At 68.4% G+C, this 23,517-nt stretch carries 18 protein-coding genes; 2 read left to right on the plus strand and 16 right to left on the minus strand.

Annotated features, from left to right (window positions below; translation table 11 throughout):
- Positions 1 to 25: 25 nt before the first annotated feature.
- The 15 genes from GC150_05165 to GC150_05235 all read right to left on the minus strand — a co-directional run bounded on the left by GC150_05165 (position 26) and on the right by GC150_05235 (position 19,773).
- The gene (locus tag GC150_05165; protein ID MBI1384279.1) at positions 26 to 1,003 is read right to left on the minus strand and encodes an FtsQ-type POTRA domain-containing protein; all 978 of its coding nucleotides are present in this window, start codon (positions 1,001 to 1,003) and stop codon (positions 26 to 28) included.
- Complete coding sequence (locus GC150_05170; GenBank protein ID MBI1384280.1) at positions 991 to 1,932, minus strand: D-alanine--D-alanine ligase; 942 nt, start codon at positions 1,930 to 1,932, stop codon at positions 991 to 993. The genes GC150_05165 and GC150_05170 overlap by 13 nt, the downstream gene beginning before the upstream one ends.
- Before the next feature lie 114 nt (positions 1,933 to 2,046).
- A complete protein-coding gene (gene murB, locus GC150_05175; protein ID MBI1384281.1) occupies positions 2,047 to 2,994 on the minus strand; it encodes a UDP-N-acetylmuramate dehydrogenase in 948 nt (315 codons plus the stop codon).
- Between the two features lie 14 nt (positions 2,995 to 3,008).
- The gene (locus GC150_05180; protein ID MBI1384282.1) at positions 3,009 to 4,442 is read right to left on the minus strand and encodes a UDP-N-acetylmuramate--L-alanine ligase; all 1,434 of its coding nucleotides are present in this window, start codon (positions 4,440 to 4,442) and stop codon (positions 3,009 to 3,011) included.
- A gap of 87 nt (positions 4,443 to 4,529) precedes the next feature.
- Positions 4,530 to 5,639 carry an undecaprenyldiphospho-muramoylpentapeptide beta-N-acetylglucosaminyltransferase gene (murG, locus tag GC150_05185; protein MBI1384283.1) on the minus strand — a complete coding sequence of 370 codons (1,110 nt, stop codon included), beginning with the start codon at positions 5,637 to 5,639 and terminating at the stop codon, positions 4,530 to 4,532.
- A gap of 87 nt (positions 5,640 to 5,726) precedes the next feature.
- Entirely contained in the window at positions 5,727 to 6,893 is a 1,167-nt protein-coding gene (locus tag GC150_05190) for a cell division protein FtsW (protein MBI1384284.1), read from the minus strand.
- Positions 6,890 to 8,311 (minus strand): UDP-N-acetylmuramoyl-L-alanine--D-glutamate ligase, encoded by a 1,422-nt coding sequence (locus GC150_05195; protein MBI1384285.1) that lies wholly within the window; start codon positions 8,309 to 8,311, stop codon positions 6,890 to 6,892. Before GC150_05195 ends, GC150_05190 begins: the two co-directional genes overlap by 4 nt.
- 64 nt (positions 8,312 to 8,375) lie before the next feature.
- Positions 8,376 to 9,032 (minus strand): hypothetical protein, encoded by a 657-nt coding sequence (locus tag GC150_05200; protein MBI1384286.1) that lies wholly within the window; start codon positions 9,030 to 9,032, stop codon positions 8,376 to 8,378.
- Positions 9,029 to 10,438, minus strand: a complete 1,410-nt coding sequence (locus GC150_05205) for a DUF3390 domain-containing protein (GenBank protein MBI1384287.1) — start codon at positions 10,436 to 10,438, stop codon at positions 9,029 to 9,031. The genes GC150_05200 and GC150_05205 overlap by 4 nt, the downstream gene beginning before the upstream one ends.
- 4 nt (positions 10,439 to 10,442) lie before the next feature.
- Positions 10,443 to 11,240: a (Fe-S)-binding protein gene (locus GC150_05210; protein MBI1384288.1), complete on the minus strand. Its 798-nt coding sequence runs from the start codon at positions 11,238 to 11,240 to the stop codon at positions 10,443 to 10,445.
- 32 nt (positions 11,241 to 11,272) lie between these two features.
- Entirely contained in the window at positions 11,273 to 12,436 is a 1,164-nt protein-coding gene (locus GC150_05215; GenBank protein ID MBI1384289.1) for a phospho-N-acetylmuramoyl-pentapeptide-transferase, read from the minus strand.
- A gap of 43 nt (positions 12,437 to 12,479) precedes the next feature.
- Positions 12,480 to 13,970, minus strand: coding sequence for a UDP-N-acetylmuramoylalanyl-D-glutamyl-2,6-diaminopimelate--D-alanyl-D-alanine ligase (locus GC150_05220; protein ID MBI1384290.1), 1,491 nt, complete (start codon positions 13,968 to 13,970; stop codon positions 12,480 to 12,482).
- A complete protein-coding gene (locus GC150_05225) occupies positions 13,967 to 15,430 on the minus strand; it encodes a UDP-N-acetylmuramoyl-L-alanyl-D-glutamate--2,6-diaminopimelate ligase (protein ID MBI1384291.1) in 1,464 nt (487 codons plus the stop codon). The genes GC150_05220 and GC150_05225 overlap by 4 nt, the downstream gene beginning before the upstream one ends.
- 175 nt (positions 15,431 to 15,605) lie before the next feature.
- Entirely contained in the window at positions 15,606 to 18,332 is a 2,727-nt protein-coding gene (gene alaS, locus GC150_05230; protein MBI1384292.1) for an alanine--tRNA ligase, read from the minus strand.
- A 196-nt stretch (positions 18,333 to 18,528) separates the two neighbouring features.
- Positions 18,529 to 19,773: a hypothetical protein gene (locus GC150_05235; protein ID MBI1384293.1), complete on the minus strand. Its 1,245-nt coding sequence runs from the start codon at positions 19,771 to 19,773 to the stop codon at positions 18,529 to 18,531.
- 823 nt (positions 19,774 to 20,596) lie between these two features.
- On the opposite strand from GC150_05235, the gene GC150_05240 reads away from it, so the two are divergent.
- Positions 20,597 to 21,511, plus strand: coding sequence for a hypothetical protein (locus GC150_05240; GenBank protein MBI1384294.1), 915 nt, complete (start codon positions 20,597 to 20,599; stop codon positions 21,509 to 21,511).
- A gap of 34 nt (positions 21,512 to 21,545) precedes the next feature.
- Here GC150_05240 and GC150_05245 read toward each other — a convergent pair whose 3' ends face one another.
- On the minus strand, positions 21,546 to 22,862 hold the full coding sequence (locus GC150_05245) for a nucleotide sugar dehydrogenase (protein ID MBI1384295.1): 1,317 nt from the start codon (positions 22,860 to 22,862) through the stop codon (positions 21,546 to 21,548).
- A gap of 230 nt (positions 22,863 to 23,092) precedes the next feature.
- Between GC150_05245 and GC150_05250 the strand changes: the two genes are divergently transcribed.
- Positions 23,093 to 23,482 (plus strand): DUF3307 domain-containing protein, encoded by a 390-nt coding sequence (locus GC150_05250; GenBank protein MBI1384296.1) that lies wholly within the window; start codon positions 23,093 to 23,095, stop codon positions 23,480 to 23,482.
- Positions 23,483 to 23,517: the final 35 nt, after the last annotated feature.

Genomic DNA, 23,517 nt, shown 5'->3' on the forward strand with positions numbered 1-23,517 from the left:
CGCGCTCGCCTCGGAACCGATGGCTTCAGCCACCCCGGCGCACGCTGCCGGTCGCCTCGCTCACGCGGCGTCCGACGAGCAGCAGCGGCTCGTCCGGCACGCGGAGATCGATCTCGGAAACACCGCCCTCGAGCCGGGGATCGTCCAGAAGACGGCGGGCAGTGGCGAGCGAGGCCGCGAGCATCGCCCGCTCGCCGCCCGCGATGTCGTCACGGGCAGCCGGCAGATGGATGCTGCGACCGTCGCGCAACTCGAGCGTCCAGCGGCGCTCGGCAACGCGAACATAGGCGCGCACCTCATCGGCGAGCGCGCCATGCGCCGCGATCACATCGAAGAGGTCGCGGGCAGCCTCGGGCGCGCCCTCGCCGACGATGAGAGGCAACTGCGTGAAGGCGGTCGGGGCAACCGGCTCGAGGATGTGGCCGGCGCCGTCGACGAGAAAGAGCATGCCGCGGTTCTGCCAGACGAGGCCCGGTGTGCGCTCGGTGACTTCGACCATCAGGGTATCGGGCAGGATGTAGACCAGCCGCGTGCTCTCGACCCAGGCGAGCCGAGCGAGGCGTTCACGCGCCGCCACCCCGGAAAAGCCGAGGAACGTGGCACGCTCATCGAGCCCCAGGGCAGAATAAATTTCCCCGTCACTCGTGTGACGATGACCTACGACGGCGACATGTGAGATGTCGAGATCGAGGGCGACGCCGAGGCGATCGGCGAGCATGGCGAGGTCGGCGAGACCGGTCGGAAGGCGGCCCTGCCAGGCAAGTGCCGCCGCCGCCGGGACGGCGAGCATGACGGCGATCACGGCGAATGCGGCCAGCCGGCGAAGGCCCGCCGCCCAGCGCCCGAGCGCCCTCTGGCCGCGATTGCGCCCGCGGCGGGCCTCTTGGGCGGCTCGCCGTACGACGCGGGGCAGGTCGCCGGTCGCATCGACCGCAGGCATGCGCGAGCCGCCGATGTCACCACCGGAAAAATGCGGCTCACGATGCCTGCTCAGCGGTTGCAACTCGCGTCCTCCACCATCCAATGCACCAACTCGGCGAGCGGCATGCCCTTGTGCGCCGCCTGCTCGGGGACCAGCGAGGTCGCGGTCATGCCCGGCTGCGTGTTCACTTCGAGGCAGATCAGCTCGAACGATCCGTCGGCACGCTCGTCGAGGCGGAAATCCGAACGCGAGACGCCGCGGCATCCGAGTGCCTGATGGGCCGCTAACGACAGTCTCTCAATGGAACGGTAAATATCCGGTGAAATTCGCGCCGGAATGACATGGCGGGAGCCTCCGGCGGCATACTTGGCCTCGTAATCGTAGAACGCGAGGTTCTCGGCCGGCAGAATCTCCGTCACCCCGAGAGGGGTTTCGCCCATGACGGCGCAGGTCAATTCGAGCCCCGGCACATAGCGCTCGGCCATCCAGCGGTAGCGGCGCAGCTTGGAGTCGGCGAGGATGACGTCCGGATTGAAATTGGAATCCTCGCGCACGAGGAAGACGCCGACGCTCGAGCCCTCGGCGACCGGCTTCAAGACGAAGGGGCGGGCGATCGACTCCTCGCCGGCCGCAAGGCGGGACATGTCCACGACACGGCTCTCGGCGACCGGCACGCCGACCGCCTTCATGACGATCTTGGCGCGCTCCTTGTCCATGGCGAGGGCGGAGGCGAGCACGCCCGAGTGGGTGTAGGGGATCTCCAGCATCTCGAGGATGGCCTGCATGCCGCCGTCCTCGCCGAAGTGACCATGGAGGATATTGAAGCAGACGTCCGGCTTCAGCGCCTGGAGCGTTGCAACGATATCGCGGTCGACGTCCACCTCGGTGACCTCGTAGCCGGCCTCGCGCAGCGCCGCCGCGCAGCATGCCCCCGAAGCAAGGCTCACCTCGCGCTCGGCCGACCAGCCGCCGAGCAGCACTGCGACGTGGTTGTATTTGCGTTCGGGCATCGGGGTGGCTCCTCCAGCTTCGGGCATGAAGTTGCGAGGATAGCCGATTCCAGTGGTGGCGGGATGGCGGAGGCGCCGGGGCGGTGCTGCCAGGGAGTGACGCGAACGGCCACCCTAACCCGCCAGGGCCTCGCCGGTGGCGTGGCCCGGCAGGGCGTTGCCGATGCGCTTGATCTCCCATTCGAGGGTGATGCCGCTCGCCGCCAGAACGCGCGCGCGCACCGTCTCGCCGAGCCGCTCGATGTCCTCGGCGCTGGCCCCACCCGTATTGATCAGGAAGTTGCAGTGCTTTTGCGAGACCATCGCGCCGCCGATCACGAGGCCACGGCAGCCGGCCGCGTCGATCAGTTTCCAGGCACTCTCGCCCGGTGGATTCTTGAACGTGGAGCCCCCCGTGCGCTCGCGCGTCGGCTGATGCTCCTCGCGGTAGGCGGCGACCTCCTCGTTGGCCGCCTCGATCTCGGCGGGATCGCCGGGCCGGCCAGCAAAGAGTGCCTCGGTGAAGATGAGTTCCTCGGGGGCGGCGCAATGGCGGTAGGTGTAGCCGAGGTCGGCGTTGCTCAAGGTGACGATCCGCCCATCGCGGCCAACGGCGCGGGCCTCCACCAGAACGTCCTTGGTCTCGGAGCCATGGGCACCAGCGTTCATGCGGATGGCGCCGCCGATCGAGCCCGGGATGCCCCGGTAGAACGAGAGCCCAGCGATGCCCGCCTCGGCGGCGGCACGCGCGACCTTGACGTCCGGCACCGCGGCCCCGGCCCGCAAGCGGCTCGCCGGCTCTATCGCGACGTCCGAAAAGCCCCGCGCGAGACGCACCACGACGCCGGAAACGCCGCCGTCGCGGATCAGCAGATTGGAGGACAGCCCGATCACCGTGACCGGTGTGGCCGGGTCGAGACCCGCGAGGAGGGCGGCCAGATCGGCCTCGTCGGCGGGCGTGAAGAGCGCCTCGACCGGGCCACCCACCCGAAACCACGTCATATCGGCAATCGAGGCACCGGCGACGAGACGGCCCCGCAATCCCGGGACATCGGCACGAATGCGCTCGACGAGATCCGCCATGGTCCGGCTCCCGCTCAGGCGGCGCCACCAGCGGCGCGGCGCATCGCGGCAAGCTCCGTCGGCAGGCCGTGGGACCAATCCGTCACGGTGCCCGCGCCGATGCCGATCACGAGGTCGCCGGGCTTGGCATAGCGCACGAGGATCGGCGCCAGCTCCCGCTCGCTCTCGACCGCGATGGCATCGCACCCGCCGCGTGCCTTGATGGCGTGGGCGAGCGTGCGGTGATCGCGCCCGGGGATCGGCTCCTCGCCGGCGGCATAGACCGGGGCGACCAGCACGGCGTCCGCATCGCCAAAGCAGCCGCAGAACTCCTCGAAGAGATCATTCAGACGGGAGAAGCGGTGCGGCTGCATGATGGCGATGACGCGGCCGGAGGTCGCCCGGCGTGCCGCGCTCAGCACCGCCGCGATCTCCACGGGATGGTGCGCATAGTCGTCGTAGAACGAGACCCCGTTCCAGGTGCCGGTCGGCGTGAAGCGTCGCTTGACGCCGCCGAAGCTCGCGAGCCCTTCGCGGATGCGCGCGTCGGGAATGCCGACCTCGGAGGCGACCGCGATCGCAGCCAGCGCATTGAGCACGTTGTGGCGCCCCGGCACGGGGATCATCAGGTCGCCGAGGCGGCGCGCGCCACCGGTCGTACGGTCACTCAATTCGGCGTCGAAGCGCATCATCGCGCCCTGCTGGGCCATGCCGGCGATGCGCAGATCGGAATCGTCCGCCTCGCCATAGGTCAGCACCCGGCGACGCTTCTCGCGCCCGAGTTCCTCGACGAGGCGGCGGACCACGGGATGGTCGATGCCGGCGACACAGGTTCCATAGAACGGGATGTTGTTGAAGAACGTCTTGAAGGCGAGTTGCATCGCCTCGACGCTGCCGTAGTAGTCGAGGTGCTCGGGATCGATGTTGGTGACGACGCCGATCTGCGTCGGCAGCGCGATGAAGGTGCCGTCCGACTCGTCGGCTTCGACCACCATCCATTCACCCTTGCCGTGACGGGCGTTGCTGCCCCAGTCGTTGATGATGCCACCCGACATGGCGGTGGCATCGAGCCCGCCGACGTCGAACAGGTGAGCGATCATCGAGGTGGTCGTGGTCTTGCCGTGCGTGCCGGTGACGGCGACGGTCGAATGGAAGCGCATCAGCTCGGCGAGCATCTCGGCACGGCGGATGATCGGGATGCCGCGCGCCCGCGCCGCCTCGAGCTCCGGGTTGCCGGGCTTGACGGCGCTCGAAATGACGACATAGCGCGCCCCGATCAGATTGACCGGGTCATGGCCGACGAACACGCGCGCGCCACGCTCGCGCAGCCGCTTGATGTTGGCGCCGTCGCGCTGGTCGCTGCCCTGGACCGTATAGCCCAGCTCCATCAGGATCTCGGCGATGGCGCTCATGCCAATGCCACCGATGCCGATGATATGGAACGGGCCGAGGCCAGGTGGAATGCGCATCCTCATCTCCTCAAGAACGCTGAAGGTCGCCCAATACGTGCCCGTCACATGGTCGGCACGCGACCATCGCCGGTGCAGCCTGCGGTGTCACGAGCCGGCCCTTGCCGCGCCAAGCTCCACGACGAGATCAGCAAGGGCAGAAACCGCCGCCGGACGGCCGACGGCCCGCGCCCTGGCTGCGGCTTCGGCCAATCGGACCGGCGCCGACAGCAAGCCTTCTAGCTCGCGCGCCAGGCGATTCGAATCAAGTGCCGATTGCTCTATGCACCAGGCGCCCCCCGCCTCGGCCAGCCGAGTTGCGTTGAGGAGCTGGTCGTTGTCAAGGGCGTGGGGCAAGGGCACCAGGATCGCCGGACGCCCCAGCACGGCGAGTTCGGCGACGGTCGAGGCGCCGGACCGCGCAATGACGAGGTGGGCGTCCGCGAGCCTTGCGGGCAGGTCCGAAAAGAACGTCGCCAGCTCGCAGCGGATGCCGGCGCGTGCGTAGGCCTCCTCGACCGCCCCGACGTCCTCCTCGCGCGCCTGCTGCACGACGAGGAGGCGCTGGCGCAGGGCGTCGGGCAGCAATGCCAGCGCCGGGGGCACGGCCTCGGAGAAATAGCGCGCACCCTGGCTGCCACCGAAGACGGCAAGACGGAGTGGCCCGTCCGGCCGTGGCTCCTGGTAGGGACGTCCGGATGCGGCAACGACCAGATCGCGCACCGGATTGCCGGTGACACGCGTCTTGGCGAGGAGATCGCCTTCAACGTGGCCGGTCGTGGTGAACGACGTGGCGATGGCGGTCACGCGGCCGGCGAGCATGCGGTTCGCGCGCCCCATCACGGCGTTGGCCTCGTGAATAGCGGTCGGAATGCCGCGCAGGCGGGCGGCAACGAGAGGCGGAAACGTCGGGTAGCCGCCAAAGCCCATGACCGCCGCAGGCTGAAGCTGGCCGAGGAGGCGGTGGGCGCTCGCGATGCCGCGCGAAAGCGCGATCGCGGTCTTGAACATGGCGCCGGGCGAGCGGCCGGCGAGCGTCGCCGAGGGGATTTCGTGAACGGAGCGGGCGGGAAAATCGCCACCGTAGCGCTGCGCCCGGTGGTCGGTGACGAGATCGACCGCGACGCCACGCCGGCCGAGTTCCTCGGCAAGGGCGAAGGCCGGAAAGAGGTGACCTCCGGTGCCACCCGCCGCCAGGACGACATTCATCGAGGTCATCGCGTTCCCTTCCCGAGGAGAGGCGCGGCCAACGCCCGCCATCCGCCTCGCTCCACCGGGGCCGGCACAGTGCCCCTCGAAACTCGCTCAGCGCGCGGGCAATCCCGGCTCCTCCGACGACACGAACATGGTCTTTTTCAGACGCGCCGCGCCAGGTCTGCGCCGTGTGACCGCCACCAGGAGCCCCATCGCCACGGCGTTCCCAACGAGGGACGAGCCGCCATAGGAGAGGAACGGCAGCGTCATGCCCTTGGCCGGGGCGAGGCCGACGTTGACCGCCATATTGATGAGCGTCTGGAACGAGAACAGCATCACCAGGCCGGCGCAGGCATTGCGCACGAAGGCGTCCTCCTCCGACCAGACATGGGCCAGCGCGCGCACGGCAACGAATACGAAGAGGCCAATCAGAACGAGGCATGCGACGATGCCATACTCCTCGGCGATCACGGCGAGGACGAAATCGGTGTGGGCATCCGGCAGCAGCGATTTGACGCGCCCCTCGCCCGGTCCCTGACCGAACCAGCCCCCCTCGACGAAGGACTGCCGCGCGCGGTCGAGCTGGTACGTCTCGGCGCTGTCGGGAAAAAAGAACGCGTCGAAGCGACGCTTGACGTACGGCATCGTGAAATAGGCGGCCGCCAGACCAGCGACAGACGCCGTCCCCAGTGCCAGCAACCAGCGCAGCGAGACCCCCGCCACGAACAGCATTCCTCCCCACACCAGCGTGACCAGGACCGTCTGGCCGATATCAGGTTGCAGGACGAGGAGTCCGGCCAGGAGCGCCCAGGCCGAAACGGCGATCGCCATGGCCGGCACATCCGGACGGCGCAGGCGCTCGGCGAGCAGCCAGGCGGTCAGAATGACGAAGGCCGGCTTGGTGAGTTCGGAGGGCTGCAGCGACTGGCCGAGGATGCGCACCCAGCGCCGCGCGCCGTTGATCTCCTCGCCGAAGAGAACCGCCGCGACCATGAGCAGCAAACCGCCGATGAAGAGAACGAGGCTGAAACGCCTGACGAGCGCACGACCGGCGAACGACAATGCGAGTACGATGGCGAGGCCGGCGAGCGCAAAGAGCGCATGCCGCTCGACGAAGTAATAGGTCGCAAGGCCCTTCTTGCCTGCAACGGTCGGCCCGGCGGCAAGCGAGACGACCACGCCGGTCAGCACCAGAGCCACGATCGCGGCAACGAGCTGGCGGTCGACCGTGAACCACCAGGACGCAAAGGCACCGCGATCGGCGCGTGAGGGGGTCATCGCGGGCCTCGCGGCTGGTCGGCGCCGATCGGCTCGGCACCCGGGACGGCGAGCGAGGCAGCAACGAAGGCGCGGCCACGCGCCTCGAAGTCTGGGAACTGGTCGAAGGAGGCGCAGGCCGGCGAGAGCAGAACCACGGGTTCGTCGAGACCGGAGGCGGCGGCGTCGCGTGCCGCCTCGCCGACGGCGGCCTCGATGGTGCCGGACATGGCGCGCTCCAACCCGGCCGGAAGCTGGGCCGCGAGCATCGCTGCCGCCTCACCGACGAGGTAGACCTTGCGCACCGGAGCGAGCAGGGGCAGGAGGCTCGCGATGCCGCCTTCCTTGGCGCGCCCACCGATGATCCAGAATATCTCCGGAAAGGCCTTGAGGGCGTGCGCGGCGGCGTCGGCGTTGGTCGCCTTGCTGTCGTTGACGAAAAGCACCCGACCGGCGCGCGCGACCGCCTGCATCCGGTGGGCGAGTCCCGGAAAGCTCGCCATACCGGCGGCGACCTCGTTTCGCTCGAGGCCGAGCGCGGCCACCAGCTCCCAGGCGATGGCGGCATTCTGCCAGTTGTGCGCGCCGCGCAACGAGATGATGCCGGCAAGGTCGATCTCGGCCTCGCAAACCCCCTCGCGCATGCGGCAGAGGCGCCCGTCGGCAGCGAAGGTGCCGTCGGCAACCGGGCCGAGCACCGAGACCCGGCGCACGATCGCTGCCGGGCGAACGCGATCGGCAATCGCACGGCAGTGCGCATCGTCGATGCCGACGACCGCCGTGTCGCCGGCGCCCTGGCGCGCGAACATGCGCTCCTTGACCGCCGCATAGTTTTCGAGCGTGCCGTGGCGATCGAGGTGATCCGGGGTGATGTTGGTGAGGGCCCCCGCAGCAGGCTCGAGGCCCGGCGTCAGGTCGATCTGGTACGACGAGAACTCAATGACGTAGGTGCGATCGTCGGCGAGTGGGGCCAGAGAAAGGATCGGCTCGCCGATGTTGCCACCGAGGCTCGTCGGTCGGCCCGCCGAGGCGAGGAGGTGCGCAGTGAGGGCCGTCGTCGTCGACTTGCCGTTCGTGCCGGTGATGGCAACGAGGCGTGCCTTGGAGCCCCGAGCGGCGATTTCGCGCACGAAGAGTTCGGTGTCGCCGATCACCTCGACGCCGGCGGTCTTGGCCCGCCCGACCGTCCAATGCGGCACGGGATGGGTCAGCGGCACGCCCGGCGCCAGGACGAGGGCGGCAAAGCGCGACCAGTCGGCAGCCGCGAGATCGCGGGGAGCGATCCCAATGGCGGAGAGCCGCGCGCGCCCGGCTTCGCTGTCGTCCCAGGCCCAGACCTCGGCGCCGCCGGCCGCGAGCGCCGCGACGGTCGCGAGCCCCGAGCGCGCCAGCCCGAATACGGCGACCGGCCGTCCGGCGAATGTCGTGATCTCGATCATGGCGGCAGAATACCGTGATTCAGGGGCGGGCGCTTGCGGGCGTTGATCGGGTCCGACAGCGCGCTCAGCCGACGAGGACGATGTGCATGTAGCGGGGGCCGTGGGCGCCACGGATGTTGCGCGCCTCGATGTCGGCGGTTCCACTCGTACCGGTGATGAGGTTGATCGAGCGCGGTGGCGGAGCGGCGGCCGTTCGAACCAGGGCCCAATAGTCCTCCATGTGCCCCAGAACAGTGCCGCCAAGCACGATCGCGACATGGTGCAGAGGCAGGAAATTGAAGAGCGTCGGGGTTGCGGGGCCCGAGGTGAAGACGAGACTTCCCGTCTCGGCGATCGCCCATTCGGCGTGCGTTACGGCGACCGGCTCGTCCGGGGCAAGGGTCTCGCGCAGCGCGATGCCCGACCAGTCCAGGGCCAGCAGGCGCGGATCCGGCGGCAGAGCGATCGAGGGGGCGAGGCCGGCGCGCGCGAGGTAGGCCGAGACCGCGACGGGGACATCGGCGAGGCTCGCAACCTCGGCGACGGTGGCGGTCAACCGCTCCGAAGTCGCCTGGGCAATGAAGCGCGCACGTGCATCGCCGCCCGGGATCTGCGGGCGCAGGCGCTCGGGACGGGCGAGGAGTGCAGCCGCCTCGGCGACGATGGCAGCCGCATCGAGCGGCTCTCTACGCCCCAGCGCCGTGCGCACACGGTCCAGAATTTCCTCGCGGGCCCGCTTCATCGCCGCCGCCCCGCTCGATACTGATCCATGAATGTACCGCGCTGCGGGGAAGGCAGATCGCGGTGGCGTGTCCAGCCGCCAGCGAGCGGAAATGCCCCGATGCGTCCGGCCCGCCAGCCGACGAGGCGGAGGGAAAAGACGGCAAGACGGGTGGCGAGGCGGTAAAGCCCGGGCCGGCGCGCCAGTGTGCCCCAGAGGCCCAATCCGCTGCGCACCACGCGCGGCGTCAGCCCACGGCTCCACTGCTCCTCGCGCAGCCGGCGCATGAGATCGGGCAGCGGAATGTCGACGGGGCAAACCTCCCGGCAGCGGCCATTCAGGGTACAGGCGTTCGGCAGGTCGCCCGCCACCGCGAGATTCGACATGGCTGGCGTGAGAATGGCGCCCATCGGTCCCGGATAAACGGCGCCGTAGGCATGGCCGCCGACCGCACCATAGACCGGGCAATGGTTCATGCAGGCGCCGCAGCGGATGCAGCGCAGCATCGGGCGCAGGAATCCGGCCAGCATGTCCGTGCGCCTGTTATCGACGAGAACGATGTGCATTTCGCGCGGTCCATCGCGGTCGCTCTCGCGGCGGGGGCCGTTGTAGAAGGTGGTGTACTGGGTGAACTCCGTGCCGATGGCCGAGCGCGAGAGGAGCCGCAACAGAACGGTTGCATGCTCGACCGTCGGAACCAGTTTTTCGATCCCTGCATTGACGATGTGGACACGTGGCGGCGTCGTCGTCAGTTCGCCGTTGCCTTCGTTGGTCACGGTGACGACGGAGCCGGTGTCGGCGATAAGGAAATTCGCCCCCGAGATACCGACGTCTGCGGAGAGGAATTTTTCCCTGAGTTCGCGGCGCGCGCTCTCGACGAGACTGGCGACATCGAGGGCATCGGGCGCGCGGCGGTGCTTGCGCGAGAACAGCTCCGCCACCTCCTCGTGCGTCTTGTGCATTGCCGGCATGACGATGTGGGAGGGGGGATCGCCGGCAAGCTGGATGATGTGCTCGGCGAGATCGGTCTCGACGCGCTCGATGCCGGCCGCCGCCAGCGCCTCGCCGATGCCGATCTCTTCGCCCAGCATCGACTTGACGCGCGTGGCCGTGCGCGCGCCGGCTTGCCGGCAGATGCGCACGATGATGTCGGTCGCCTCGTCGGGCGTGCGCGCCCAGTGCACTTTCGCTCCCGAAGCGATGGCGTTCCGCTCGAACATCTCGAGATAGTGGTCGAGGTGCGCGATGGTGTGGTCCTTGATGCGGGCGGCCGTACCGCGGACCTCGGCGAACTCCGGAAAGGCGGCGACGACAGCCGCGCGGCGCGTGCGCAGGAGCGTCGTCGTGCGATCGAGGGCGACGCGCAGCGTCGACGAGGCGAGGGCGCGCTCGGCGTTCTCCTTGAAGCGGTGCGAGGTTTGCTCCATGGGCCTACTCCGAACGACAGAGGGCGGGCTCGTCGTCCATGCCCGCCAGCACTTCGACAGCGTGACGCACCTCTACCGGGCTCGCCTCGCGGCTCAACTTGCCGGCCATGTTCATGAGGCAGCCGAGGTCCCCGCCAAGGAGGAGGCCGGCGCCGCTCGCGCCGACCTGGCGCGCCTTCTCGGCGACGATGGCGTTCGAGATGGAGGGATATTTGACGCAGAACGTGCCGCCGAAACCGCAGCAGACGTCGTTGCCCTCGAGCGGGACGAGTTCGAGGCCGTCGACGGCGGCAAGGAGCGCGCGCGGTTCGTCGTGGATGGCAAGCTCGCGCAGGCCCGAGCAGCTGTCGTGGTACGTCGCGCGCCCCGGCCAGGCAACGCCCGAGGGACGGTAATCCATGACGCGCACGAGAAAGCTCATGATCTCGTAGGTGCGATCGGCGAGCGCACTGTGGCGAGCTGCCCAATCGGGCTCGCCCGCGAACAAATCCCCGCCGTGACACTTGAGCATTCCCGCGCAGGAGCCCGAGGGCACCACGACATAATCGTAGCCCTCGAACGCTTCGATCCAGCCCACGACGAGATCGCGGGCAATGGCGTTGTCGCCGGAATTGAAGCCGGGCTGGCCGCAGCAGGTCTGGCGCGCCGGAACCTCTACGATGCAGCCGGCATCCTCGAGGAGCTTCAGGCTGGCAAAACCGATCGAGGGGCGGATCGCATCGACGAGACACGTGACGAAGAGGCCGACCCGCGGCGCCGAGCCATGCCTGCCGACCGCGCCGCCCTTGCCTTCCTCGCCCATCGCCCGATCCCCCTTGCGGTGCCGCAGCCCCCTCAGCGCAGCTTGAGTGTGGCAAGACCGATCAGTGCCAGGACCACGGAGATGATCCAGAACCGGATGACGACGGTCTGCTCCTGCCACCCCTTCTGCTCGAAGTGGTGGTGGATCGGCGCCATTCGGAACACGCGCTTGCCTGTGAGCTTGAAGGAGACGACCTGCACGATCACCGAGACGGTCTCCAGAACGAAGAGGCCGCCGACGATCGCGAGCACCAGTTCGTGCTTGACGGCGACGGCGATCGCCCCGAGCGCGCCGCCGAGTGCCAGAGAACCGGTGTCACCCATGAAGATCATCGCGGGCGGAGCGTTGAACCAGAGGAAGCCGAGGCCGGCCCCGAGCAGCGCGCCGCAGAAGATCGCGAGTTCACCAGTGCCCGCGACGTAGTGAATCTGCAGGTACGTGGCGAACTTGAAGTTGCCGGAGAGGTAGGCGATGAGGCCGAAGGTGCTGGCCGCGATCATGACCGGCACGATGGCGAGACCATCGAGGCCGTCGGTGAGGTTCACGGCATTGCCTGCGCCCGCGATCACGAAGACGCCCAACAGCAGGAACAGCGGCCCGAGATAGAGCAGAACGTCCTTGAAGAACGGCACGGTGAGCGAACAGGCGAAATGGTGCTTGGCGGTCGGTGCCTCATCGCCCACCAGCGGCAGGTTGGTGAAACACTCCATCGGCACGCCACCGGCCTGATGGACGCCGACGCGGATCATGAAATAGGTGGCGAGGCCGGCGACGAGAATCTCGATCGCGAGCTTGATGCGGCCGGAAAAGAAATGCGAGGTGCGCTGCTTGGTCACCTTGAGGTAGTCGTCGTAGAAGCCGATGGCGCCGAAAGCGAGCGTTACGCCGAGGACGATCCAGACGTAGGCGTTCGACCAGTTCGACCAGAGGAGCGTTGCCACCGTCACGCCCGCCAGGATCATGAGGCCGCCCATGGTCGGCGTGCCCTGCTTCTTGACGACGTGCGTCTGCGGGCCGTCGGCGCGGATCGGCTGGCCCTTGCCCTGACGCACGCGCAAGAGGCGGATCAGGCCGGGGCCGAACAGGAACACGAACAAAAGCGCCGTGACGATCGCACCGCCCGTGCGGAACGTGATGTAGCGAAAGACGTTCAGAACGCTGATCTGATCGCTGTAGTTGACGAGCTCGTAGAGCATTCACCGTTCCCCTCGACCGCGCGACAACCAGGCCGAGCCGTGGTCAGCGCTTTGCCCCCACTTCGTTGCCGGCGGGGTGCGCCGACGAAGCCGCTGCTGGATAGGCCGCACGCAGCGCCTCGACAAGGGGCGCCATGCGGGTCCCGAGCGAGCCCTTGATCATGACCGCGTCCCCTGCCCCGACGCTCGCCACGAGACGCTCGACCAATTCCTCGGACTTCGGCGCATAAGCGCCCCGGCGCCCTTCGGGCGTCGCGGCCCAAAGTTCGGCCATATGGGGACCACACGCAAAGAGGAGATCGACGCCGGCCGCCTCGAGGGGGCCAGCCAGCTCACGATGGAGACGCGGTGCGTCCTCACCCAATTCGCGCATGTCGCCGAGCACGGCGATCCGCCGGCCGACGGTTTCGCGCGTCAACTGGCCGAGCGCCGCGAGGGCGGCACGCATCGAGGCGGGATTGGCGTTGTAGCTCTCGTCGATCAGCAGGATCTCGCCACCCTCGGCGGCGAGCCTGGTGCGGGCACCGCGCCCCTGCTCGGCCGAAACGCCGGCGAGGCGGGCGGCCGCACGAGCCGGATCGACCCCGAGCGCCGACACCGCAGCGAGCACGGCAAGCGCATTCTGAACCAGGTGGCGGCCCGGCGCGCCGAGGCGCACGTCCAGCGTGCCGCCCGCGATGGCAACACGAAACGAGGAGCCATCCGCATCGAGTGCGCAATCGAGGAGGCGAACATCGGCCTCGGGGTGCTCACCGAACGAGACGATGCGGGCACCGGCCCCGCTCGCTGCGGCCTCGAGGCGCCGGAAGTGGGCGTTGTCGCGATTGATGATGGCGGTGCCGCCCGGCAGCAGCCCAGAGAAAATCTCCGCCTTGGCGTCGGCGATCGCCTCGACCGAGGGAAAGAACTCGAGGTGCACGGGCTCGACGGTGGTGACGATGGCGACGTGCGGGCGCACCATCTTGACGAGTGGTGTGATCTCGCCGGCATGGTTCATGCCGATCTCGAAGACGCCATACTCCGTTTCGCGCGGCATGCGGGCGAGCGTCAGGGGGACACCCCAATGGTTGTTGAAAGACTTGACCGCGGCATGGGTCGCTCCCTCCGGCTCGAGGCAGCGGCGCAGCATCTCCTTGGTGCCGGTCTTGCCGACGCTTCCGGTGACGGCGACGATCCGGGCCTCGGTGCGGGCGCGGGCGACGCGTGCGAGGAGGCCGAGCGCGGCGAGCGTGTCGTGGACGCCGACGAGCGGCGCGGCGAGGTCGAACGGCGAGGCGACGCCCGCGCGGCTCGCATCGTAGGCTCCCTTCTCGACGAGCGCGGCGCCGGCACCGCGCGCCAGGGCGGCCGCGACATAGTCGTGGCCATCGAGGTGATCGCCCTTCAGCGCCACGAACAGGTCGCCCGGCTGGAGCGTGCGGCTGTCGATCGATACACCCGTCAAGGGGTGCCATGGGCCAACGTGCGGCCCGACGAGTTCGCCAGTGGTCGTGAGGACGACGTCGGTCAGGATCCAGAGCGGCTCGTCGTTCATTTCGCCCCCATCGCCGCAATCGCCTCGGCCACCACGTCCTGATCGGAGAATGGCAACACCTTGTCGCCGACGATCTGGCCCGTCTCGTGGCCCTTTCCAGCGATCAACAGGACATCCCCGGGTTGCAGCATTTCGACGCCGGCGCGAATTGCGGCCCCCCGGTCCCCGATCTCGATGGCGCCGGGGGCGCCGGCAAGAATTTCGCTGCGGATCGCGGCGGGTTCCTCGGTGCGGGGATTGTCGTCGGTGACGATGGTGACGCCCGCCAGTCGGGTCGATATGCCCCCCATCACCGGGCGCTTGGCGCGATCGCGGTCGCCGCCGCAGCCGAATACGCAGATGAGGCGACCGGTGACGAACGGGCGAAGGGCCTCGAGCGCGGCGGCGAGCGCGTCGGGCTTGTGGGCATAGTCGACCACCGCGACGCCGCCGTTTCGGTTTCCGATCACCTCCAGGCGGCCCTTGACGCCGCGTAGGCCACCAATGGCCGCGACCGCGCGTTCGGTGTCGACGCCAGCGGCCACGGCTAGGCCGGCTGCAACGAGGGCGTTGGTTGCCTGATAGGTTCCGATGAGATCGAGCGTCACGGGCACGAGGCCGCCTGCATGGCGCACCTCGAGGTGCTGGCGAAAGCCCTCGCGGCGGGTGCGCTCGAGGCGCAAGTCGGCCCCGGCGATCCCGACGGTCATGACGGCGAGACCATTGCCGCGGGCGGCGCGGACCACATCCGCACTGCGCGCACCGTCGGCGCAGACCACCGCCGTCTGGCCGGCCGAAAGCAGGGTGTCGAAAAGCCGCAGCTTGGCCGCGAGGTAGTCCTCGATGCTCGGATGGTAGTCGAGATGATCATGGCCGAGGTTGGTATAGCCGGCCGCCGTCAGGCGCACACCGTCGAGGCGGCGCTGGTCGAGGCCGTGGGAGGATGCCTCGAACGCGAGATGCGTCACCCCGTCGCGCGCGAGGTCGGCGAGCGTCCGGTGCAAGGTGACGGGGTCCGGCGTCGTCAGCGAGCCGTAGACCGTTCCATCGGCGCGGGCGACGCCGAGGGTGCCGAGGGAGGCGGCCTCGAAGCCAGCGGCAGTGAAAATCTGCCGTGTGAAGTCGGCGACCGACGACTTGCCGCTGGTGCCGGTGACGGCGACCGTGACCTCGGGCTGGCCGTAGTGGAAGCAGGCGGCGGCACGCGCCAAGAGGCGGCGGGGGTCCTTGGAACGAATGAACGCGAAGGGGCGCGGAGGCGGCGGCGGCAACTGGGCGTCGGGCCCGTGAATGACAGCGGACGCGCCGGCGGCGATGGCATCGGGAATGAAGCGGGCGCCGTCAGCCTTGCTGCCCGGCACCGCGACGAAGAGCCAGCCCGGTTTCACTTGACGGCTGTCGGCGGTGAGGCCGGCGATCTCGATGCCGGCCGTCTCGGGGGCCAACTGGGTGTAGGTGCCCACGACCTCGGCGAGCTTCATCTCGGATCATTCCCCTCGGCAGGCGGTCGCCACGGGCCCGGGCGGTGGGCCCATGCACGCATGCGTTCATATGCGTGCGCCCGCCCACCGGTCAAACGCTGGCAATCGTCACACACAGCAATGCGCGCGTCCGACCGGGTGCCAGGGCGACCGAGGCCTGCTCGCTCAAATCCACTCAGGCCGCAGGGGCGATCCGGTGCTCGACGGCCGCAAGTGCCGCTTCCGCCTTGGTGCCATCCGGGCCGCCGGCCTGGGCGAGGTCGGGGCGGCCGCCGCCGCCCTTGCCGCCGAGCGCCTCGGCGCCGACGCGCACGAGGTCGACCGCGCTGAAGCGGCCGGTGAGGTCGGCCGTCACGCCCACCACGATTCCGGCCTTGCCCTCGTCGCTGACGCCGACCACGACGGCGATGCCGGAGCCGACCTGCGCCTTGGCCTCGTCGACGATGCCACGCAGGTCCTTGGGATCGACGCCACGCAGGACGCGGGCAAAGAGCTTGACGTCACCGACCGATCTGATGGCCGCTTCACCCGTCGCCGAGGCCGGCCCGGTCGCCCCGCCGCCGCCGAGCGCGATCTGGCGCTTGGCGTCGGACAACTGGCGCTCGAGGCGCTTGCGCTCGTCGAGGAGGGCAGCGATCCGCTCGACGACCTCCTCCGGTCGGGCGCGCAGGATGTCAGCCGCGGCGCGCACGCGGCCGTCCTGGGTCGCCAGGTAATCGCGCGCGGCCGTCCCGGTCAGCGCCTCGATGCGCCGGACGCCGGCCGCGACCGCACTCTCGGCGAGGACGCGCAGCAGGCCGATGTCACCCGTCCGGCGCACGTGCGTTCCGCCGCAAAGCTCGACGGAATAGGCGCGGCCCGCCTTGGCCCCCTCCTCTGCGTGCCCCATGGAGACGACACGCACCTCGTCGCCGTATTTCTCGCCAAAGAGGGCCATCGCGCCGGTCGCCATGGCGCTCTCGATGTCCATGAGCCGGGTCTCGACCTCGGAATTCTGCAGGATCATGGCGTTGGCGAGCCGCTCGATGTTGGCCAGTTCCTCGGCGCTGATCGGCTTGGGGTGGGAAAAATCGAAGCGCAGGCGGTCGGGAGCGACGAGCGAGCCCTTCTGGGCAACGTGCTCGCCGAGCACCTGGCGGAGCGCCTCGTGCAGCAGATGCGTGCCAGAGTGGTTGGCGCGCGTCGCCGAGCGGCGGGCGTGGTCGACCTCCAGCTCAACGGCCTCGCCCGGCCGGAACGGCCCCTTTTCGACGGTGCCGAAGTGGACGAAGAGGTCGCCCGCCTTCTTCTGGGTGTCGGTGACGTGGAAAACGGCGCCAGTGGCAGTGCGGATGACGCCCCGGTCGCCGACCTGGCCACCCGACTCGCCATAGAACGGCGTCTGGTTGACGACGATGGCCGCCTCGTCGCCCTTCTTGAGCTGCTTCAACTCCTTGCCGTCGCGCACGATCGCCCGAATCTGGCCCTCCGCGCGCTCGGTGTCGTAGCCGAGGAACTCGGTCGCCCCGAGCCGCTCGCGCAACTCCAGCCAATGGCCCTCGGTGGCCGCCTCGCCCGAGCCCGCCCAGCTCTTACGCGCCTCGGCCTTCTGGCGCGCCATGGCGGCGGAAAACCCGTCGGTATCGACCTCGATGCCCCGGCGGCGCAATGCGTCCTGCGTCAGGTCGAGAGGAAAGCCGTAGGTGTCGTAGAGTTTGAAGGCGACCTCGCCGGAGAGCGTATCACCCACCCCGAGCTCATCCGACTCGGCCTCCAGGAGCGAAAGGCCCTTTTCCAGCGTGCGCTTGAAGCGGTTCTCCTCGAGCTTCAGCGTCTCGGTGACCAGGCTGCGGGCGCGGACCAGCTCGGGATAGGCCTCGCCCATTTCGGCAACCAGCGAGCCGACGAGCCGGTACATCAACGGCTCCTTGCAGCCGAGCTGGTGGGCGTAGCGCATGGCGCGGCGCATGATCCGCCGCAGCACGTAGCCGCGCCCCTCGTTGGACGGCAGCACACCGTCGGCAATGAGGAAGCTCGTGGCCCTGAGGTGGTCGGCGATGACCTTGTAGGGCGCCTTCTCCGCAGTCTGCCCTTTGGTAACCGCACCGATCTTCTCGGATTCTTCCTTGATCTTGGCAATGAGCGCGCGAAAGAGGTCGATGTCGTAGTTGTCGTGAACGCCCTGCAAGACGGCGGCGATCCGCTCGATGCCCATGCCCGTGTCGATGGAGGGCTTGGGCAAGGGTACGCGCCCGCCATCGTCGAGGGTGCCGCCGGCGACGCGCTGCTCGTACTGCATGAAGACGAGGTTCCAGATCTCGACGTAACGCTCGCCGAAGAGGTCGCGTCCCTCGGCATCGAGCGCCCATTTCCCTTCGCCGACGCCGTGGTCGAAGAAGATCTCCGAGCAGGGCCCGCATGGTCCGGTGTCGCCCATCGCCCAGAAGTTGTCCGACGTCGGGACCCGCAGGATGCGCGCTTCGGGCAGGCCCGCGATCTTGCGCCAGAGATCGAACGCCTCGTCGTCGGTGTGATAAACGGTCACGCCGAGCCGGTCGGCCGGCAGCCCGTAGACCTTCGTGATCAGCTCCCAGGCGCGCTCGATCGCCTCGGCCTTGAAATAGTCTCCGAACGAGAAGTTGCCGAGCATCTCGAAGAAGGTGTGATGGCGCGCGGTGTAGCCGACGTTGTCGAGGTCGTTGTGCTTGCCACCGGCGCGCACGCACTTCTGGGCCGTCGTGGCACGCACGTAGTCGCGCTTCTCGGCTCCCGTGAAGACGTTCTTGAACTGGACCATGCCCGAGTTCGCGAACATCAGCGTCGGGTCGTTGCGCGGCACCAAGGGGCTCGAGGCGACCACGGCATGACCGTGCCGCGCGAAGTAGTCGAGGAACGTCCGCCTGATCTCATTGACGCCGCTCATTCGTCGCCTGTCCTTGGTATTGGGCAGCCGGGCACGGAGCGCCGGCGCGCGCGAAACATCGTTGTCGCGATCTCTAATTGCGACGCCGTGGACTGTCCACCGCCACACCCGGCGCGGTTTGCGCCGGGAGGTTCCAAAAACGCAGAAGGGCGCCGCCAGGGCGCCCTTTGCAGTTTCGTTGGGCTTGCGAGGTCGGCTAGCCGACTGCGAGCTTGGGCTCGACCAGCGGTGCGACCTCCTCGTCGGCCCGTCCCGAGTTGAGGCGGATGCCGATGTAGCGGATGCGACCGGCGATCTTGGCCTTGTGGACACCGAGTTCGCCGAATTGACGCCCGAAGGTCGGCAGCGCCAGCGGCTCCTTGCTCAGTTCCTCGCACCAGTCGCAGTAGTCCTCGTAGAGGGCCGTCGCGGTGAGGCTGCAGCCTTCGGCCTGACCGACACGCTCCTTGTAGAAGCGCTCGATGTCGTTCTCGGGCGCAAGCAGCTTCTGTGGGGCCACCTTGGTCTCGACAGCGAGCGGTGCAGCCGTGTTGGCGGCAGCCGTGGCGCGCTGGGCGATCTGCGGCACGGCGGCAACCTGAGGCAGCGCATCGAGGAGGCCGCTCGCGTTGTCGTTGGCGCCCTCCTTGGTGCGAGGCCGGGCGACGACGACGGCGGGACGCTGGTCGTAGATGCGCCACTGGCCGAGAGCCACGTAGAAGCCGAGCGAGGAGCCCAACTCGACGAGGATCGCCACCAGGATGACCAGACCGATCTGAACCGCCTCGATGGTGTGACCCGAGAGGAAGGAGAGGGTCTCGGCCTGCGGGTCGGCCTTCGTCTCGGCGAAGTCGGCCGGGGCGGCGGCAAGCTGCGACTTGAGCGCGGCGATCTGCGTCTCGATCTGGCTGGCCTCGACGGCCGCGACATGCTCGGCACCGAGCTTGTAGTAGCTCTGGCAGAACTCGATGCTCTTGGAGGCCGTGGCGTTCGTGCAACCACCCGTCGCGGACCAGCGCCGGTTCTGCTTGATGCCTTCGATATCGGCCGCAACGGCAGCCGCCGGGCGATGCTCGGGAATCCAGTTCAGCCGCTCACGCAGGCGGTCGAGCTCCACGCGCACGTCCTTGTAGGACTGCACCTGCGCCGCGCGCGCGCCGGTCGTGTCGGAGCGGTTGAGCGAAGCAAATCCGAGCGCGGAGGTCAGCGAGAACGCCAGGGTTACGACCCAAAGTGTTCCCGAAGCGAGCGCGACGGACCATTTCCGATCCTTGATAGCGGCGAACAGGAAGAACGGAAGAAGCGCCTTCAAGCAGTCAGACGCCGCGCTCGCCAATCCGAGCACGGTGGAATCGAACTCCGTCTTGCCGAGCTGGTAGCCGAACTGCCAGTTCATGGCGGCCGAAACCAGAAGCAGAACGGCAGCAGCCGCAACCCCCAGCAAACCTAGAGCATGTTTCATATTGCCCCCTCCAATCATCAGCCCACCACGGTTCCGCGAGCTGCGGAGGGCATGTGGTGGACCCAACATCACAAGCGGGACGAGCTCGTTCGCACCGGCACCTGATGGAAAAGGGAACACGCGTTGCGGGTCGCACCGGCTGCGGTGCAACTCAGCGTGACGCACGGTCGATTTTCCACCCCCAAGGGCCTCAAGCCCGCCACGCCGTGTCCGCGCTGATTGTTCTCAGTTGTGCGCACACTGTGGACGAGATTGTGCGAGCGTACGCGGCACGATTGCCCCCCTCGATGCCGGCAACCGTAGGCGATTCGAGACGAGAAATGAATCGTTAACGGATTCAGACCCGTAGCCGGGGCCGGCCGAGGTCGACCGAGTTGTATGGCAGCCCGATGGCAGCAATCCTGGCCGGTGGACAACCTGGGGACAAAGAACGCACAACCCAAAGCGTGCACCCTGAACCCCGCCCCACTAGATGTTGATGTTCTTGAAAAGTTTTCCTGCCGGCATTGAAGCGCCTTCCAGGACCCTCGCAGCGGGCCTCGCGGGCTCCCATTCGTCTGCGGACGGGTCCGGACGGTGGCGTTGGCCGCCTGCCGTGAACGGTAGCGCGCCGCCTGAAAAAGTGTTACTGCTTTCCTAATGACTTCAGTGAGTTGCCATTAACCATTCAAAGCGTGTACGGCACGCGACACGGCAATTGGCGAAGGCTGTGAATTGCCGGTTCTGGGCGTGCTGGCGCCGGTCGGCCGGTAATTGGGCCCGTGTCGTGCATGGAAGTGCGGCAAGTTGGCAACGCTCTGTGTCATTCTGGGATGAATTCGTCATGTTGCGCGCGGTGATCGCCACTCTCGTTCTCGCCTCACTCTCGGCGGCAGCCATCTCGCGAGGGGCCGATCACGAGGCCGAGCGGCTCAATGCCCTCACCGCGATCGCCATCGCAGGCAGTCCGGAGGTCGTTTCGATCGCTGGTGGCACGCACGGGGGCGAGCGCCTTCTGGCGGGTGCCGCCGAAAATGTCGGCGGCACCTGGGCGGCGGCTGCGACAGCGCACCAGCAGGTCATCGCGCTCGAAGCGGGGCGCCAGATCCTGAGAACGGCGGCGCTCGATAGCGGTCTCGCTCAGGCGCCTCGGTCGGGCATGCCGGCCGCCGCGCAGGACGCCACCCATGCCCCTCTCGCCGATGGTGACGAAGGCCCTGCTCGGGCCCTTCCAGCCGACTGGGCCAGTGATCTCGCGGCGCTCGGCGGGGATACGAAGACCTTGGTGCGGGGGCTCCAGACCCATCTTGCCGCGCTCGGGTGCTATCGGGCGCGGGTCGACGGCGATTGGGGGCCAGCCTCCCGCGCCGCGTTCCGGCGCGCGTTCGGGGCAGTCGCAACGCCGAACCGATCGGGCGAGATCACGACCGACCTGGTGCTCCTGCTGGGCACCGAGCGGGCGAGCGCGTGTGCCAACATTCCTGGTGCCAATCCGCAGATCGGCGGGACCATCGTCGCCGCCAACGGTGCGGCCGGTGACGCCCAGCCGGCGGCGCGCTCGACAAGGCGCACGCGCGTCGTCCGGCTCAGTGCACGGCGCACCAGCAACGTTCAAATCGTTCGGGTAACGCGGGCGACGCGATATGGCTTAGGAGCCGGCAACCTACGCCCGGCGGCAAGAACGCGTGTCGCTCAGACCAGTTCGGCACCGCGGTCGGCGTCGAACTGGATGGCCCGCGCCTTCCGCGCCGCGAACTGAGGCCGCCTCCCCAACCCCGATCGGGGCCAGCGCTTCAGGTCGCACGCTTCGGCCGGCCGATCCCGCGATAAACGAGCCCCGCCGCCTCGGCGTCCTCGGGCTGGAAGATGTTGCGCATGTCCACCAGTTGGCGCCCGCGCATCCGTCGCTTCATCTCCGCGAGGCCGAGGGCGCGGAATTCGTTCCATTCCGTCAGCACGACGACGGCATCCGCCTCGTCGGCGACCTCCATGGCACTCGCGCACCATTCGACGCCTTCGATGAGTTGCTCGGCGTGGGCACGGCCTTGCGGGTCGTAGGCGCGAACGAGGGCGCCAGCGTCGACCAGGCTCGGCAGGACGACGAGGCTCGGCGCCTCGCGCATGTCGTCGGTATTGGGCTTGAACGTGACCCCGAGCACTCCGATGCGCTTGCCGCGCACCGAGCCGCCGAGGGCGCGGGTGATGCGCGCGACCATGGCGATCTTGCGCTCGTCGTTGACGAGTTGGACCTGCTCGACGAGCGAGAGGCGCGAACGGTGCTCGCGGGCGATGCGGATGAGGGCGGAGACGTCCTTGGGAAAACACGAGCCGCCGTAGCCGGGGCCGGGATGCAGGAACTTGTTGCCGATCCGCCCGTCGGCGCCAATGGCCTGGGCGACTTGCTGCACATCCGCCCCCACCTCCTCGCAAAGGTCCGCGATCTCGTTGATGAAGCTGATCTTCATGGCGAGGAAGGCATTGGCGGCATATTTCGCGAGTTCAGCGGACTCGCGATCGACGAAAATGACAGGGGCACTGCGCAGGGCGAGCGGCTTGTAGACCCGACGCATGACCGCGCGGGCACGCTCGTCGTCGGCGCCCACCAGCACCCGGTCGGGATGTGTGAAGTCCTGGATCGCCGAGCCTTCACGCAGGAATTCGGGATTGGAGCAGACCGAGAAATCGGCGTCGGGACGCAAGGCCCGAAGCCGCAGCTCGATTTCGCGGCTCGTCCCGACGGGCACCGTCGACTTGGTGGTGATCACCTTGTAGCCGGCGAGATGGGGGGCCAACTCCTCGATGGCGGCAAAGACGTAGCTGAGGTCGGCATGCCCGTCACCGCGGCGCATCGGCGTGCCCACCGCGACGAAGACGAGTTCGGCGTCCGCGACACCGGCGGCCATTTCGGCGGTGAACGACAGGCGCCCCGCCGCCGTGTTCCGGGCCAGCAAGGCGTCGAGCCCCGGCTCGTAGATCGGCACCTCACCACGCAGCAGCATGGCAAGGCGCGCCGGGTCCTTTTCGACGCAAACGACGTTCCAGCCGAACTCGGAGAAACACGCCGCCGAGACGAGGCCGACATAGCCGGCGCCGATCATGCAGATCTTCATGCGCTCCTCCGCCGTACCGCGAGGAAAGGGCCTTGCGCCTCGCGCTCGCGAATAGGCCAAGCGGAGAGCGATTCCGCAAGTCGCGGGCGTGGCAATGCGGACGCGGCCGCCCCACCTGTTGCAGCAAGAGCCCGCCGGCGACATGAACGCGCTGGCCAGCTCGCGCGCAAAACCGCTAGTAGTGGAGCGCGCCTCACTGCTCGTTCCACTCCGCAACGGAACTGCCGATCATGCCCGAAGCCGTCAAGCTCACGCTGCTTGCCATCGCGTATCTGTCGTTCAAGCATGCGATCGCCGACTTCGTTCTGCAGATCGGCTACATGCACCGCAACAAGGGGCGATACGGTCACCCCGGCGGCATCCTGCACGCGTTCGTGCATGCCCTGCTCACCGCTCCCGTCTTCCTCATCGTACCGGCGAGCCAAGAGCTGATGGGGGCGATCCTGGCCGGCGAGTTCGTGCTCCACTACCACCTCGATTGGATGAAGGAGCAGATCACGAAGGGGGCCGGATGGACCCCGGTCGACGCGCCCTTCTGGTATGCGATCGGCGTCGACCAGTTCCTCCACATGCTGACCTACATCGCCATCACCGGACTGCTGATCGCCCCGCCACTCTGATCGCCGAGGCCGACCGGCCGACCGGCCGTGTTGCG

This window comes from Hyphomicrobiales bacterium (genome assembly GCA_016125495.1).
Taxonomy (GTDB): domain Bacteria; phylum Pseudomonadota; class Alphaproteobacteria; order Rhizobiales; family RI-29; genus RI-29.